Raw genomic sequence first — 15,941 nt, 5'->3', positions numbered from 1 at the left:
TCATCTGTGAGCATCAGTCGGGGCATGGCAAGCTCGCAGTTTGTTGGTGTCGGAACCTGTATTCTGTGAGTTTGCCCCTATCCTGCCAATGCTATCCCTCAAAACGTCAACAGGCCCTAGTGGTATGTGTCGATGGCTGTTTTGAATTTGCACGACACTAAACCACCTTCAAGAGATAGTCGACCATACAAAAGTATATGTTGAACAATTGCTCTTAATGTTCAACATTACCCTCTCCATATGGGTCGCTGACCCCGTTCACCACCACTTTCTCCACAACAAGAATCTTGAGGAATAGTGCCATGCTCACATCGAAATACAGTTTGCTACTCACTGGCTCAGCGCTGCTGCTAGGCCTTTCAACAGCTCAGGCGGCCGAATACGAGTGGAAGTTTCAGGCGTCAGAAACCTCGGGCGAGCCCAGCTTTAAGATCAAACAGGAATGGGCTAATAAGATCACAGCAATGACCGATGGCCGTGTTGAGATTGAGGTAATGCCGATTAACGCCGTGGTTGGCCCCACCGAAACGCTCTCGGCGGTCAGTGCCGGTATTCTGCAGGGTCATATGACCGACCCCAGCTACTTTTCTGGCCAGGATCCCGCGTTCGGCATGCTCGGCAACCTTGTTGGCGCCTGGCAGAATCCCTACGACTTCTTGGAGTACATGAAGTACGGCGGCGGCGAAGATCTGTACAACGAACTAGTCGAACCTTATGGCGCGCATTTGATCAGCGCAGCGACCTTTCCGCTGGAGTCAGTACCCTCCACGGTACCTATCGAATCCATCGCCGATTTTGAAGGGCTTAAGATCCGCGCCCCCCAAGGCATGGTGTACAACATCTTCGAGCGCATTGGCGCCACGCCCGTCAATCTGCCGGGCTCTGAGGTATATACCGGTCTGGAAAAAGGTGTGATCGACGCTGCTGACTCCACGGTGCTCTCCAACAACGACGCCATGGGCCTGCACGCCTTCGCCCCTTACCCGCTTTACCCTGGCTTTCACTCCATGCCAATGATCGCTGTCTCGATCAACAAGGATATCTGGGATGGCCTGCCCGAGGAGCTACAAACGACGTTAAATACCGCCTTTGATGGCATGGCGTATGACCTGATTGCGCGCCTCAAAGAGCAGGATATTGAGACCTTACAGCGGCTTCAGGATGACCCAGACGTTCATCCCTTCAACTTGCCCGAAGAAGAGCGTAAGAAATTCCGCACCGCGGCTGAGCAGGAGTGGAAAGAGTGGGCGGGTGAAAATGAGATGACCCAGAAAGTCTATGACTCGGCGACCGCCTTTTTGCGCTCGCGCAATCTGCTCTAACGCCCTGTTCTCAATTTTCTGCCTCACTAACCTAACCAACGCATCGCTCGGGAAACATCCCGAGCGATGCGCGTAGAGTCGCGCCATGTCTCAAAAAACGCCTGACAATCAATATCGCTCTCCTCCCACACATGATCTTCCCGAGATTCTCGAAACGGTAGAGGAGATCTCTCCCGAGCGTAATGCGCTTGACCGATTGATCGCCCGTGGTGGCCAAGCTGTTTCCTGGTTGGTGCTGGTGGCAATGGGTATCAGCGTCGTCGAAGTCTTTATGCGTTACGGCTTTAACAACCCGACCTCGTGGGTGCACGAAACCGTCGTGTTTCTCATCGCCGTCATCTTTGTGCTGGGCGGACCAGCGGCCATGGCGCGCAACAGCCATATCCGCGTCAAAGTGCTCTACGACAGCGCCGGGCCACGCTTAAAATGCTGGATGGACCGCTTCAACGACCTACTCACCCTGATTTTCTGCCTGTCAATGAGCTACGCCGCTTTTCATATGTTTTGGGGCGCTTCCCATAACCCGCTTGGCGAATGGTCGCTGGAGCGCTCCGGCACCTCTTGGAATCCGCCCTTTCCAGCCATGGTGAAGGGCATGATTCTATTTGCTCTGGCATTAATGACCCTTCAAGCCTCACTGCATTTGTGGCAATCGATCCGAGCTAAGCCTAGCGCTGCAAGTGAGGAGCCTCGCTAATGGATATTTCAACTGCAACGATCCTCATGGTCGGAGCCATTTTCGCGCTGCTGGTCACTGGCCTGCCGCTGGCGTTTATCACCGGTTTGGTGGCGATGGCGTTCACATTCGGCTGGTTTGGCGAAGCGGCGCTGCCGCTGGTCACCAGCCGCGTCTATGGTTTTATCACCGAGTATTCGCTGGTAGCGGTGCCCATGTTCGTGTTGATGGCATCGCTGCTGGATCGATCCGGCATCGCTAAAGATCTGTTCAACGCCATGCGCGTTTTCGCTGGCCGCTTGCCGGGCGGCGTTGCTGTGCAAACCATCGTCGTGGCGTTTTTCCTGGCTGCCCTCTCGGGCATTATCGGCGGTGAAATCGTACTGCTAGGTATTTTGGCGTTGCCGCAAATGCTGCGTCTTGGCTATGACAAGCATCTCTCCATCGGGGTAGTGTGTGCCGGTGGCGCCCTGGGCACCATGATGCCGCCCTCAATCGTACTAATTATCTACGGCCTGATCGCCAGCGTATCGATTGCCGACCTGTTCGCCGCGGCCGTGACGCCAGCGGTGATTCTGATGGGGTCTTATATTGCCTATGTCCTGGTGCGCTGCCTAAAAAATCCAGCCCTAGGGCCGCCGTTAGATAAAAATGCTCAAGATAACCCCTTCGCCACCAAGCTGGACGCGGCGAAAGCCATTTTGCTGCCTGGGCTGATTGCCTTTTTGGTGTTAGGCACTATCTATGGTGGGGTCGCCTCGGTCACTGAAGCAGCGGCCATGGGCGTCTTTGGCGTACTGCTTGCCACCATCATTCGCGGCGAATTCACCCCAGGCATGCTGCACCACAGCTTGGGCCAAACCATGAATACCTGCGGCATGATCATCTGGATCGGCATCGGCGCCGCCGCTCTGGTGGGCGTCTACAACCTGATGGGGGGCAACCGCTTTGTCTCAAGCTTGATTCTGGGGCTTGATGTAGCGCCGATTGTGATTATCCTGGTAATGATGGCGATTATGTTGGTGCTGGGGCTATTCCTCGATTGGATTGGGATTGCCATGCTGGCCCTGCCAATCTTTCTGCCCATTGTTATTCAGCTCGGTTTCGACCCGATCTGGTTCGGCATTCTGTTCGCCGTCAATATGCAGGTGTCGTTCCTGTCACCGCCCTTCGGGCCCGCCGCTTTCTACCTTAAAAGCGTGGCACCCCCGGATATCAGCCTGAAGGATATTTACCTATCCGTACTGCCCTTTATGGCTATTCAGCTGTGTGTACTCGCGGCGCTATTGATGTGGCCGCAACTCGCCATCTGGCCGCTTTGATAACGACTACAATAGGTTTCATAAGGAGATCACTATGCGACTGATTCAGTGTGACTACCAAGGCCAAGTTCGCGCCGCGCTGGTAGAGAGTGAACAGCAAGTTAGGCTGCTCGACTGCGACACCTATACGCTCGCCAACCGCGCCATTAACGCTGGTCAGTCACTTAGTGACTCTGTGACCGCCGCGCTGACCGACACGCGTTTGGATTACCAAGCGTTAGTAGACGATAAGCAGCTGCTGCCACCATTGACCCATTCCGATCCGGCCCACTGCCTGGTGACCGGCACCGGCCTCACCCACCTGGGCAGTGCCGACACCCGCTCGGCGATGCATGCTAAAGCCCAAGCTGCGGAAGAAGATCTAACCGACTCCATGCGCATGTTTAAGCTGGGGGTGGAAGGCGGCAAACCCAACGCGGGCGAGATCGGCGCGCAACCTGAGTGGTTCTACAAGGGTGATGGCCAGTGTGTGGTAGCGCCGGAAGCAGCGATCCCGTCGCCAGCGTTCGCTCAGGATGCAGGCGAGGAACCCGAACTGGCAGGCCTTTACGTTATTGGCAAGGACGGTCTACCCTGGAGAGTCGGGTACGCGCTGGGCAACGAGTTTTCTGACCATGTCACCGAGCGCTTTAATTATTTATGGCTGGCTCACTCCAAGCTACGCGCCTGCAGCTTTGGGCCCGAGCTATTGATTGGCGAGCTGCCAGCCCATTTAGAAGGCTCAAGCTCGATTCAACGTAACGGCGAGACCGTATGGGAAAAGCCTTTTTTGACCGGCGAAGCCAACATGGCCCACAGTCTGGCCAACCTTGAATACCATCACTTTAAGTACCCAGGTTTCCGGCGCCCTGGCGATATCCACGTACATTTTTTCGGCACTGCTACGCTAAGCTTTGCTGACAACATCAAAGTGCGCGAAGGCGACCGCTTTGAGATCCGTATCAACGAATTTGGCCGGGCTCTGCGCAATCCGCTTCAGGTGGAGGCAGACGCACCGGCGGTTACTGTTCAATCGCTTTGACACTATTTTTTAGCACCAGCAGGAGGTTATATGAATTTGGAAGGCAAACTACTAATTGGTCAGCAGGCCATTAGCGGCCAACAGGCTGACATTCAAGCCGTTAATCCCGCCACCGGTGAAAAGCTAAGCCCCGCCTACCCTGGCGGCAGCAAAGCCGAAGTCGAACAGGCCTGTGCGTTAGCCGAAGCAGCATTTGATAGCTATCGCGAAACCGGCCTAGAGGCGCGGGCAACGTTTCTTGAGACGATTGCCGCTGAAATCGAAGGGATTGGTGATGAGTTGGTTGAGCGCGCCATGGCCGAAACCGGCCTGCCCCGCCCGCGCATAGAAGGCGAACGTGGCCGTACTTGTGGCCAGCTTCGTCTGTTCGCCTCGGTAGTCCGTGCCGGGGAGTGGCTGGATGTGCGTATCGATCCGGCCATGCCCGATCGTGAGCCGCTACCGCGCGCCGACCTGCGTCAGCGCCATATTGCGCTAGGCCCCGTGGCGGTGTTTGGCGCCAGCAACTTCCCGCTCGCCTTCAGTGTGGCCGGTGGCGATACCGCCTCTGCGCTGGCGGCTGGCTGCCCGGTCGTGGTTAAAGGTCACTCTGCCCACCCCGGCACTTCCGAGCTGGTAGGCCGCGCGATTCAGCGCGCCGTGGCCAAGTGCAAACTGCCTGAGGGCGTTTTCTCACTGCTATTCGGTTCTGGCAAAGAGATCGGTCAGGCCCTGGTCGCTGACCCGCGCATTCAAGCCGTTGGCTTTACCGGTTCACGCAGTGGTGGCACGGCCTTGATGGCTACCGCCCAGGCACGGCCACAGCCGATCCCGGTGTATGCTGAAATGAGCTCGATCAACCCGGTCTTCCTGCTGCCCGAAGCGCTCAAGGCGCGCGGTAAAGCGATTGCCGAAGGGTTTGTCGGCTCGCTCAACATGGGCGCTGGCCAGTTCTGTACCAACCCTGGGCTGGTCATTGCGGTGGAAGGCCCTGAGCTGGATGCCTTTGTTGCGGCAGCCGGTGAAGGCGTTAAGGGTAGCGCAGGCCAAACCATGCTGACGCCGGGCATTCATGACGCCTATCAGCAGGGCGTTAGTCGGCTCGCAAGCCATGACAAGGTCACCGAGGTGGCGCGCGGTCAGGCCGGAGAGACAGCGCACCCCTGCCAAGCGGGCCTATTCGTTACCCAGGCTGAGGCTTTCCTGAGTGACCCCGCGTTACAAGAAGAAGTGTTCGGTTCCACATCGCTGGTCATCGCCTGTGCCGATGCTCAGGAAGTGGCCCGTGTGGCGGCTCAGTTGGAAGGTCAGCTCACCATTACGCTGCAGATGGATGACGGTGACTTGGCGACTGCCAAGCAGCTGCTGCCGACGCTAGAACGCAAGGCGGGACGCATTCTGGCCAACGGCTGGCCGACGGGCGTAGAAGTATGCCACGCCATGGTACACGGCGGCCCTTATCCGGCGACTTCGGATTCACGCACCACCTCGGTGGGCAGCGCGGCGATTTTCCGCTTCCTGCGCCCGGTGTGCTACCAGGCGCTGCCGGAAGGCCTGCTGCCTGAGGCGATTCGTGATGGTAACCCGGCTGGCGTATCACGCTTGGTCGATGGTAAGCGTGAATAAACCAGCGTCACTCAAGACGTTACTCAATGAAGGCGTCGGTGGTTTCTCGATGACCGTATAGAAACGCATCGGCGACTTGGCGCAGCGGGGCAACATCCACCTCGCTGCGCCTGTTTGCGATTAGCTCAGCAAAACGTGCGTAGAGGCCTTGATACTCGCGCTCTTCGGCTTCCACCACGAGCTCGCCGTCAATCATCAAGCAGCAGCCGCCTTGGGTAAGACTCAAGCGACTGCCATCACTACTCTCGACATGCATATCCCAGGTGGGCGGACCGCTCTGACGAAAGTCAAAGGCTGCCGCAATGGCTGCGCCTTCAGGGTCTGTAAAGGAGAGCTCCGCCGCAATCGGCGTTTGCGCATTGCTCGGCACTAGCAGCCGCGCTTGTTGCAGAAAAAACGGTTGAGGCAGAATTTCAGTCGCAATCGATAGCGCGTTAATACCAGGATCAAACACGCCCATGCCACCCGGCTGCCAGATCCACGCCTGCCCCGGATGCCACACCCGTACATCCTCCTTCCACTCGATCTCAACCCGCTGCACCTGACGGTCGGCTAACCACTGCTGTGCGTGCGCTACGCCGGGCGCAAAGCGCGAGTGCCAAGCCGCGAACAGACTGACGCCTTGTTGCTTAGCGCAGGCAATCAAGTCCTCCACTTCACTCAGCGTCGCCCCAGGCGGCTTTTCCAGCAGCACGTGTTTGCCACGCATCAATGCTGCTCGCGCCTGTGAATAGCGAAGGTGCGTTGGCGTACAAATGGCAACAGCGGTGATCTCTGGATGCGCATCGAGCATCGCCTCCAAGCCTTGGTAAGCGGGTAGATCCGGCAGCGAAGCGTGGGGATCCGCCGTGGCCACAAGATGGCAGTTTGGAGTGGCGGCGATTGCCGGTAGGTGTTGGTCGCGAACAATCTTGCCCACGCCCACCAGGCCAAGCTTAAAGCCAGAGTTGAAGTCAGACATACGCTTGCCTCTGTTTTAAGAGAATAATCGTTTTAAGAGAAAATCGTTGTAAGGGAAGAATCGTTTTAACGAAAGCAACGAACCCAGAATCGCTTAACTGAAAGTGGCCAAGAGGGGTCAGGGTCAATGCGTGTTATAGGGCAACTCGACACTGCGGCCCAGTGAGCTGGCGCTGTGCTCTAAGCCCAACGCAGCGGCGGTGCCTGCCAATACAGCCTGAGCCGCTAAAAATGCTTCGCGGGGACGGCGCAAGCGAATGCTTTCCATCAGCTGACGATGACGCTCCAGACTCTCATCGGGGTCAACGGCATTCTCGTTGGACATGGATACCAGCATAAAGATAGAGGGCCGCAGGATATGCGATAGCTGCGCCCAGACAATATTGTGGGTCGCTTTGAAGATCGCCTCATGGAAGGCAACATCACACTCGCTATGTAGCCGCCGCTCCTCCTCGCAGGTGGCATTGCGCAGGTTCTGCCCCAGCCCTTCAAAGGCTTCTTCGATGGCGACCAGATCACGCGCTTTAGCGCGTTTGGCGGCGGTCATCGCCACATAGGGTTCTACATCCAAACGAAAGGCGAGGATTTCGCGCTGTATTTCCGGGTTGGGGGCGGCGTAGCGGGTCAGCCAGTCGGTCACCTGAGCATCGAGAATATGCCACTCCGAGTACTCGCGTACTTTGGAGCCGTGCCCAGAGATACGCTCGATAATGCCCGCCTCCACCAGTTGGCGAAGGTCGCTGCGCACCGCCGAGCGATTGATCGCAAAGCGTTCACATAGATCCATTTCACGCGGCACAAGGTCGCCGGGATGATAGCGCCCGCCAAAGATCTCCTCGGCGAGGTATTCGGCGATACTGGGGCGAGCGGCTGGCTTGCTGAGAGATGACGTCACTACGTTAAGACCCTATTTCGATTCCTGCCCATCATAACGTACTTGACCGGTCTACTGTTATCGGTGAAGCAGGTTCAAATCCGGCGCGCATGCGTAGCTCAAGGCGCCTTTCATAGAGGCCCTTCGCACTCAGTGTGCCCAGTACCAGAAGGCCGCCGACTATGGCGATCGGCGCGGGTTGTTCACCTATAATCCACCAAGCTAATAGCGTCCCCACCACCACTTCAAGCAATAACAGTAGGCCAACTTCCGCAGAGGGTAGATAGAGCGGACCGCGCTGCAGCAGCGTCACCCCGCAGGGCACGATAATCAGGCACAGCAGGATCACGACGGCGAGCTGGTTGGTGGCTGGTAGGCTCGGTTCACTCCCCGCCAGCCAAAACAGCCCCGCCGTGCTGCCGACAATCAGGCCGTTAAACACTAGCATCGGGCTCATATCCACCCCCGGCCGCGTGCGGCAGAGAGTGAAGTTAATGGCCAGGGTGGTTGCTGCCATCAAGGCGAAAGCGTTCCCCACCCACGAGCCGGCACCCGCATCATCCAGCGCGATCATCGCTATACCCATCATACAGAGACAAATCGCCAGCCAAGTACGCCTGGGCAACCGCTCCTTGAGGATAATCCAGGAGAGAACGGCGGCGATAATCGGCGAACTGGCTAGTATCATCAGCACGTTGCCTGCCTTGGTGTACTGGTTCCCCAGCACGAAACCACAGGTGGTCAGGCTGAATAGCAGCGCCACGGCGATGCCGGTCCAGCCACAGCGACGGTAGGCTGCCAGCGTGCCTCGGCCATAGCGCGCCAAGGCAATCAGCAGAAAACCCAGCCCGGAGAGAAAACCGCGCCACATCAGTATTTCCGCATCGGGCAGGTTAGCTACCTTGATCAGCAAGGCGTCCGGCGCCATGATTATCGCGCCGCCGCCGGTCAACAGCAGCCCCTGCTGACGATGCGAAAAGGTACTCCAACGACTCATGTGTGGTAACGATTCCTTTAGTGATTGTCTCTAGGCGGATGCCGACGGGCGACATCGCGATACTTGGTGGCGGGCTCCAGGGTCATCCCGCGATCCAGCGGCTCGACCATACTGCGCTGGATCTCTTGCCAGGGAGTCTGGTGGCCGGGGTAGCGGTAGCCACCCTGTTGAGCTAAGCGCTCGCGGCGTACTTCCAGCTCACTGGCTTCAATCAAAAGCTGTACCTCACCACGTTTGAGATCGACCCGCAGCCGATCACCGCTTTCCAGCAGCGCCAGGCCGCCGCCGGTAGCGGCTTCTGGGGAGGCATTAAGGATCGACGGCGAGCCAGAGGTGCCTGACTGACGCCCATCGCCCAGGCACGGCAGCGATTCGATGCCTTGCTTGATCAGCGCCTCTGGCGGCTGCATGTTGACGACCTCGGCACCGCCGGGGTGGCCAACCGGGCCTGCGCCGCGCATCACCAGAATGGTACGAGCATCAATGTTCAGCGCCGGGTCATCGATACGGGCGTGGTAATCCTCCGAGCCGTCAAATACCACGACCTTGCCTTCAAAGGCTTCCGGGTCGTTGGGATCATTCAGAAAGCGCTCGCGGAAATCCCGCGAGATCACGCTGGTTTTCATCAGCGCCGAGTCGAACAGGTTGCCCTTGAGATTGAGGAAGCCCGCATGCTCGACCAGCGGATCGCCGTAGCGACAAATCACATCGGGGTCCTGGGTTTCGCGACCCTGTAGATTATCGCCTATCGAGCGGCCGTTGACCGTCAGCGCATCGCCGTGCAGTTTACCCGCCGTTTGTAACTCGTGGAGAATCGCGGGAACGCCGCCAGCGCGGTGGAACTCTTCGCACAGAAAGGCACCCGCAGGCATCACGTTGGCCAGCAGCGGGATTTCATGGCCCAGACGCTGCCAGTCGTCGTTATTAATCTCGATACCCGCATGGCGGGCAATCGCATTAATGTGCACCGGCGCGTTTGAAGAGCCACCCAGCGCGGAGCACGCCACAATCGCGTTCTCAAACGCTTCGCGGGTCAGGATATCCAGCGGGCGCAGATCTTCCCAGACCATATCGACAATCCGCGTACCGGTGTCGTAGGCGACCATGGCGCGCTCTTTATAAGGCGCGGGAATCACTGCGGAACCGGGCAGGCTCATGCCCAGCACTTCCGCCATGGAGTTCATGGTGGAGGCGGTGCCCATGGTGTTGCAGTGGCCTATCGAGGGTGCTGAATCGCTGGCACGGGAAAGGAACTCTGCGTAGTCGATATCGCCTGCTGCCAGGCGCTTGCGTAGCTCCCAGATAATCGTACCCGAACCCACCCGCTCGGCGCCGCGCCAGCCGTTGAGCATCGGCCCGCCGGAAAGCACGATAGCCGGGATATTCACCGTTGCCGCTGCCATTAGCGCGGCGGGAGTAGTTTTATCGCAGCCGGTGGTCAATACGACGCCGTCTAGTGGGTAGCCGTGGAGCACTTCCACGATGCCCAAATAGGCGAGGTTACGGTCCAGCGCCGCAGTGGGCCGCCGCACGTTCTCATGAATCGGGTGCATGGGAAATTCAAACGGCACGCCGCCTGCGGCGCGAATACCGTCTTTCACCCGCTTGACCAAATCAATATGGTGGCGGTTACACGGGGTTAAATCCGAGCCAGACTGGCAAATACCGATAATCGGTTTACCGCTGGTCAACTCATCCAGCGTGATGCCGTAATTGAGATAGCGCTCAATGCACAGCGCCGTGGTACCGGGGTGATCAGGGTTATCGAACCAGTAGCGTGAACGCAGCTGCTCAGGCGTTATGCGTTGAAAATTGGCCATGGGGACACTCCACGCCTAAAGTAAAGGTTGTAAGAAGGGTCGTAAGAACGGTTTGTAAAAACCGTTCTTATAAACAAAAAAAGATTGCCACGAAGGTACGCTTTCTTTACTGCGGCGTCGATACATACAAAAGTATATGTTGAACATATACGAAAAACGTTACACATTCACCTAAGGGTTGCGGTACTGATGCGTTAATGCCAGTGCCGCTGACAGACAACAACAACAGCCACCACGCTGTAGCTCGCTTAGAAGATTCCCTTAGTAAAGCGGCCTACAGCACGCCAGGAGAATGACGATTATGCATCATCTTTGGAAGCGCACTCTGTTAGTGACCGGTGCCACGCTGCTCAGCTCAGGCTTGGTTTACGCGCAAACGCCCGACCTATCCGACCCGCCGGAGATTGAGGGCGACACAGTAGGTGACCACGGTAGCGTCACGTTACGCATGGGGCTTGGGTTGGCCGAAAGCTCGCCACAGTATATTTCCAGCCAGTATTTTGCCGATATTCTTGACGAGCGCAGTGAAGGGCGCATTACCGTCAATATTTTCCCTAATAGCCAGCTTGGCGATGACGTGCAGATGATGGAAATGCTGCAAACCGGCACGCTGGATATGACCTATCCTTCTTCTTCTCCCGCCACGGGCTATGTTGAAGAACTGGCGGTTTTCGACCTACCGTTCTTGCTACCTACCCGGGAAGCAGCTGTTAAGGCCATGCGCAGCGATGCTGCCCAAGAGATGCTCGACGCGTTCGATGGCACCGGCTTGAAAGCGCTAGCGTTCTCTGAAAATGGTTTCCGCCAGCTCTCTAATAGCGCACGGGAAGTTACTTCACCAGAAGATGTGGCGGGTCTAGATGTTCGCGGCTTGTCGATCCGCACCATGGAAAACCCGGTGCACTTAGCCATTTGGGAAGCGCTGGGCGCCAACCCTACCCCCATGGCGTTTGGTGAACTGTTCTCCGCCATGGAACAGGGCGTAGTGGATGGTCAGGAAAACCCCTGGAGCACCATTCTGACCTCCAACTTCCATGAAGTGCAGGATTATGGCTCCGAAACCCGCCACGTCTACACGCCCTTCATTAAAATGATCTCTCAGCGTACCTGGGACCGCCTTGATCCTGAGTATCAGGAACTTGTTCAGGAAGCCGCGCTGCAGGCTGCCGATTACGAAATCCAACTTTCCAGCGAGTACGACGACTGGGCACGCGAGCAGCTTGAAGAGCGTGGCATGAAAATCACCCGTCTTAATGAAGAGCAGATTGCCGCTTTCCAGGAAGCCGTGCAGCCGGTTTACGAAGAGTGGGCACCGCGCATTGGCGAAGATCTCGTAGCTGAATTCCAAGAGATTGCTAAATCGACAATGGCCGAGTGATGCCATCCCTGCCGCCGAACAAAAAGGCGGCAGGACTATTTCTATGGCTTATAAAGCATTAAGAAGCGTCCGAGAGGCGCTTTTTTAGCTGCATATAAGTGCCGTAATGACGATCGAGGTGGCGCCGCATGGCCGCCTCGGCCGCATCCGGGTCGCGGGACTCAATGGCCGCAATGATTTCGGTGTGGGCAGCGGTTGCGGCTTTATCTTCATCTTTTTGCTGTAATACCAGCGCACGGCGATCATCCAGCCATTCGGAAAGCGCTACGTGAATGGCATCGAAAATAGGGTTACGGCCAATGCTGGCCAACACGCCATGGAAGTCATTATCGGATCGCTTGAAGCGAGCTTCGTCACCAATGGCATCGCGGTTATCCGCCAACGCAGCATGTAGCCTAGCAAGGTCCTCCTCGCTGGCGTGGCGAGCCGCGTAGCGTGCCAGGGATATCTCGAACATGGCCCGCGCTTCCTGAAAATACTGCTGACCATCGGGCTTGGAAAGCAGTTGCCGGGTAACGCCGGAGAGTCTCGCCATTACCGCCTCGGCGGTAGGACGAATCACCCGGGCCCGTGTACCGCTGTTGATGGCGATGAGTCCAAGCTGCTGCAGGTGGAAAAGCGCCTCGCGCACGGCGGGCCTGCCAACGCCAAACTGCTCCATCAATTCCCGTTCTGACGGCAATTGATCATTTTCACTTAGCCGCCCTTCGAGAATCTCCGCCTCGAGCTGTTCAGCGACCTGTTCGGACAGCGTTTTACGCTCGATCCGGTATCTGCTCATAGGCAGTCACCCCTGGTTAACCTGAAATTCACCGCCATTTTACGGCATTTCTCGTCATTATCCTTCAAACCAGCTGAGAGAGCGGCGTTATTTGGTACTGCTCGGCGATCTCGGCATAGGCTATTTGATTGGCAGAATCGAGCGGAATGCCTTCGGCGTCGCGCTGGGCCTGGCAGCGCCATTCGCGATCCCCAGGCGCCATTACCTGGGCATTGGGTGCAGCAGGTTGGGCACGCAGATCGGCCAAGTACTCGGCCATTCCGTGCGCAAAGGTGCCCGCCTCCACAAACGCATCTGGCTTCATGACCAGGAAGAAATGCCCTACCCCGCGTGGCGTCGACATGTCTGGTCCGCCCATGGGCAACAGCTTGAAGCCATGCTGCATGCCCGACAGCATCGAACTCAGAACCTCAACCATGCCGCCCAACCCCGCACCCTTGAAGCCGAAGCCGCTGCCGCCCAGCGGTAACAGTGCGGCCACTTCGCTAGGCGTGCGGCTTACCTGCCCGGCAGCATCCGCCGCGACTTGATCCGGCAGTTCACGGCCAATCGCACCGAACTGCTGCACACGATTCCAGGGCACCGAGCTAGTCGCCATATCCAGCAGGTAAGGCGACTCGCCCGCTACCGGTGCCGCAAAGGCGATGGGGTTGGTACCGTGAAAAGGCTTGGCGCCCTCATGCAGCAGCACAAATGGGTCAGAATTACAGAACGCCATCCCCACATAGCCACGCTCAGCTGCAGCCAGCGCGTAGCACCCGGCTGCTCCAAAATGCGATGAGTTACCCACTGCCACAGCGCCGATGCCCGTCACTTCGGCCATGGCAGTGGCGTGCTCCATAGCGGTGTATCCCGCCAAGTGGCCCAACCCGTCATCCGCATCTAAAAAGCCCGTGGCCGCTAGGCGCTGGTTAAACACCATGTTGGGGGCGCCGTTAATACGCCCCCCTTTGAGGGCCTGCAAATAGTGGGGCAACAGTCGTAAACCGTGGCTATCGGTCCCCATCCGCGAAGCAGTGACAAGGGCTCGGGTTACTGCATCCGCTGATGCCTGATCAGCTCCCGTAGCCGCCAACGCGGCTTGCATAAAACGGCTAAGGTCTTCACGGTTCACGCGAAACTCTTGCAATGTACCTGGCAACGTATCACTCATGGGTTAGATACTCCTGGTCTTAATTTTAATCCGTTACCGGTACAACCTAGCGATAAATAAGTGTGGGTAGCCACATGGAGATCGCCGGAATAAAGGTCACCAATAGCAGGCAGATGACCAAGGGAATCAGGAACGGCATGGTGCCGCGCATGCAGCGCTCGAAGCTGACGTTAGAGACTCTGGAAAGCACATAAAGCACCATGCCGACCGGCGGGGTTAGTAGCCCTATCATTAAATTGAGCACCATGATCACCCCAAAGTGAACCGGATCGACGCCCACGGCAACGGCCATGGGCAGCAGCACCGGCACCAGAATAGTGATTGCGGCGATGGTTTCCATAAAACAGCCAACGATAATCAACACGATATTGGCCATCATCAGCACGGCGAACTTGCTGTCAGCAAAGGGGCCCATTAGGGCAATCACGTTCTGGGTGACCTGATTGCTGGTGAGGATCCAGGCAAAGATCGATGCCGAGGAGACAATAAACAGGATGACCGCCGTGGTCTCGATGGTTTCCATGCTGACTTTCAGCAGCTTGCGCCAAGTCAGCGTGCGGTAAACCACCACGCCCAAAAGCAGCGCATAGAAAACCGCCGCTACCGCGGCCTCAGTGGGTGTAAAAGCCCCGGTGATAATCCCGCCAACAATAATGATCGGCGTCATCAGCGATAAGAAAGCCCGTTTAAAGGTATGACCAAGCACGCGCATCGAGAACACCGCGTCGCGCTGATAGCCGCGCCGACGCGAGATAATAAAGATCATCAGCATCAGCATGGCGCCCATAAGCAGTCCTGGAATCAGCCCCGCTGCGAACAGCTGGCCCACCGAGGCCGAGGCCATCACGCCGTAAATCACCATGGGCAGGCTAGGCGGGATAATCGGACCGATGGTAGAGGAAGCAGCGGTAATCCCTACCGCGAACTCCTCATCGTAGCCGGCATCTTTCATCGCTTTAACTTCAATCATGCCTAGGCCGCCGGCATCCGCCACAGCAGCCCCCGACATTCCGGAAAACACAATGCTGGCACCAACGTTGACGTGACCCAGGCCACCGCGCATCCAGCCCATTAGGGCCTTGGCGAAATTGAAGATCCGCTCGGTAATGCCGCCGTTGTTCATCAAACTACCGGCAAAGATAAAGAACGGAATCGCCAACAGCGGGAAGCTGTCGATGCCGTTAATCATGCGGTGGGCCACCACGATATTGGGGACTTGTCCGGTAATCAGCACAAACATCAAGCAGGCGCCCGCTAGGCTGATGGCAATCGGCACGCCCAGCACCAGCATGGTGAATAGCGCGAAAAACAAAAAAGCAAGATGGTAGCCCATCAGCGGTAAGATCACGCAGCCCAACACTGCCAACGCCGCCAGCAGCGGGGACACCAGTGGCGTCTGCCAGCGCATCAAGGAAATTCGGGACATGGGAAACCTCTCAATGAAAATGGCACGACCGGAAACCACCCTTCACGCATCATTGGTACGATCCCGATACTTCAAATAAAGCCGCTGCACGGTGCGAAACGCCATCAGTACAAACGCCCCGCACACGGTGAAATAGATAATGCTCTTGGGTAGGTCGATGGAGACCATCAAACTACTGGTGCGGGATGCCAGTTGGTAAGTCACCCATGCCATCGCTATATAGAAACTAAGACTTACGAGGTTAACGAGCCGCTCCAGCAAAAGGGCTTGCCACGCAGGCATATAATGGTAGAAAAACTCCACCATGATATGGCTGCCATTGCGGGCAGCCATCACGCTACCCATAAAGCCCACTCCGATCAGCAAATAGCGGGCTATCTCCTCAGTCCATCCAATAGAGTCACCCATTACGTAGCGGCTAAAAAATTGGGCAAACACCACTAAAATCAGCGCCCAAAAGAGGATAAGGGTCACCAAATCTTCAATCCGGTAATCACTTAGCCTAAACGGAGCATCATCAAAGGCGGATTCAAAATCGATCATGGGATCGCCGATTGGCGCGGCGTCTTCTCGCGTATCATTCATGGCACCAAGCTCCAGGCACTC

General features: G+C 57.1%; 14 protein-coding genes. 6 read left to right on the top strand and 8 right to left on the bottom strand.

Annotated elements, in window-relative coordinates; all coding sequences use genetic code 11:
* Positions 1-302: 302 nt before the first annotated feature.
* The 5 genes from HUO07_RS13640 to HUO07_RS13620 all read left to right on the top strand — a co-directional run bounded on the left by HUO07_RS13640 (position 303) and on the right by HUO07_RS13620 (position 5,946).
* Complete coding sequence (locus HUO07_RS13640; RefSeq protein WP_176304033.1) at positions 303-1,322, top strand: TRAP transporter substrate-binding protein; 1,020 nt, start codon at positions 303-305, stop codon at positions 1,320-1,322.
* A gap of 85 nt (positions 1,323-1,407) precedes the next feature.
* Positions 1,408-2,019 (top strand): TRAP transporter small permease subunit, encoded by a 612-nt coding sequence (locus tag HUO07_RS13635; RefSeq protein WP_101148051.1) that lies wholly within the window; start codon positions 1,408-1,410, stop codon positions 2,017-2,019.
* The gene (locus HUO07_RS13630; RefSeq protein WP_008959428.1) at positions 2,019-3,320 is read left to right on the top strand and encodes a TRAP transporter large permease; all 1,302 of its coding nucleotides are present in this window, start codon (positions 2,019-2,021) and stop codon (positions 3,318-3,320) included. The genes HUO07_RS13635 and HUO07_RS13630 overlap by 1 nt, the downstream gene beginning before the upstream one ends.
* 34 nt (positions 3,321-3,354) lie before the next feature.
* On the top strand, positions 3,355-4,341 hold the full coding sequence (araD1, locus tag HUO07_RS13625) for an AraD1 family protein (RefSeq protein ID WP_176304032.1): 987 nt from the start codon (positions 3,355-3,357) through the stop codon (positions 4,339-4,341).
* Between the two features lie 30 nt (positions 4,342-4,371).
* Complete coding sequence (locus HUO07_RS13620; protein ID WP_176304031.1) at positions 4,372-5,946, top strand: aldehyde dehydrogenase (NADP(+)); 1,575 nt, start codon at positions 4,372-4,374, stop codon at positions 5,944-5,946.
* A 19-nt stretch (positions 5,947-5,965) separates the two neighbouring features.
* Here HUO07_RS13620 and HUO07_RS13615 read toward each other — a convergent pair whose 3' ends face one another.
* The 4 genes from HUO07_RS13615 to HUO07_RS13600 form a co-directional block, all read right to left on the bottom strand.
* On the bottom strand, positions 5,966-6,907 hold the full coding sequence (locus tag HUO07_RS13615; RefSeq protein ID WP_176304030.1) for a Gfo/Idh/MocA family protein: 942 nt from the start codon (positions 6,905-6,907) through the stop codon (positions 5,966-5,968).
* Between the two features lie 123 nt (positions 6,908-7,030).
* Positions 7,031-7,801 carry an FCD domain-containing protein gene (locus tag HUO07_RS13610; protein WP_176304029.1) on the bottom strand — a complete coding sequence of 257 codons (771 nt, stop codon included), beginning with the start codon at positions 7,799-7,801 and terminating at the stop codon, positions 7,031-7,033.
* Between the two features lie 31 nt (positions 7,802-7,832).
* Positions 7,833-8,777 (bottom strand): DMT family transporter, encoded by a 945-nt coding sequence (locus HUO07_RS13605; RefSeq protein WP_176304028.1) that lies wholly within the window; start codon positions 8,775-8,777, stop codon positions 7,833-7,835.
* Between the two features lie 17 nt (positions 8,778-8,794).
* The gene (locus HUO07_RS13600) at positions 8,795-10,597 is read right to left on the bottom strand and encodes an IlvD/Edd family dehydratase (protein ID WP_176304027.1); all 1,803 of its coding nucleotides are present in this window, start codon (positions 10,595-10,597) and stop codon (positions 8,795-8,797) included.
* A gap of 301 nt (positions 10,598-10,898) precedes the next feature.
* Here HUO07_RS13600 and HUO07_RS13595 point away from each other — a divergent pair, with 301 nt between their 5' ends.
* Positions 10,899-11,975: a TRAP transporter substrate-binding protein gene (locus tag HUO07_RS13595; protein WP_176304026.1), complete on the top strand. Its 1,077-nt coding sequence runs from the start codon at positions 10,899-10,901 to the stop codon at positions 11,973-11,975.
* Between the two features lie 58 nt (positions 11,976-12,033).
* On the opposite strand, the gene nanR is transcribed toward HUO07_RS13595, so the two are convergent.
* From nanR to HUO07_RS13575, 4 genes are all read right to left on the bottom strand, one after another.
* Positions 12,034-12,756 carry a transcriptional regulator NanR gene (gene nanR / locus HUO07_RS13590; RefSeq protein ID WP_101148058.1) on the bottom strand — a complete coding sequence of 241 codons (723 nt, stop codon included), beginning with the start codon at positions 12,754-12,756 and terminating at the stop codon, positions 12,034-12,036.
* Positions 12,757-12,820: 64 nt separating this feature from the next.
* Complete coding sequence (locus HUO07_RS13585; RefSeq protein WP_176304025.1) at positions 12,821-13,909, bottom strand: Ldh family oxidoreductase; 1,089 nt, start codon at positions 13,907-13,909, stop codon at positions 12,821-12,823.
* Between the two features lie 46 nt (positions 13,910-13,955).
* Entirely contained in the window at positions 13,956-15,335 is a 1,380-nt protein-coding gene (locus HUO07_RS13580; RefSeq protein ID WP_008959418.1) for a TRAP transporter large permease, read from the bottom strand.
* A 42-nt stretch (positions 15,336-15,377) separates the two neighbouring features.
* On the bottom strand, positions 15,378-15,920 hold the full coding sequence (locus HUO07_RS13575) for a TRAP transporter small permease (RefSeq protein WP_101148060.1): 543 nt from the start codon (positions 15,918-15,920) through the stop codon (positions 15,378-15,380).
* Positions 15,921-15,941 lie beyond the last annotated feature (21 nt).

It is taken from the genome of Vreelandella maris, from assembly GCF_013371085.1.
GTDB lineage: Bacteria > Pseudomonadota > Gammaproteobacteria > Pseudomonadales > Halomonadaceae > Vreelandella > Vreelandella maris.
Note: the sequence above shows the minus strand (reverse complement) of the source record. Positions and strands in the feature narration are given on the sequence as shown.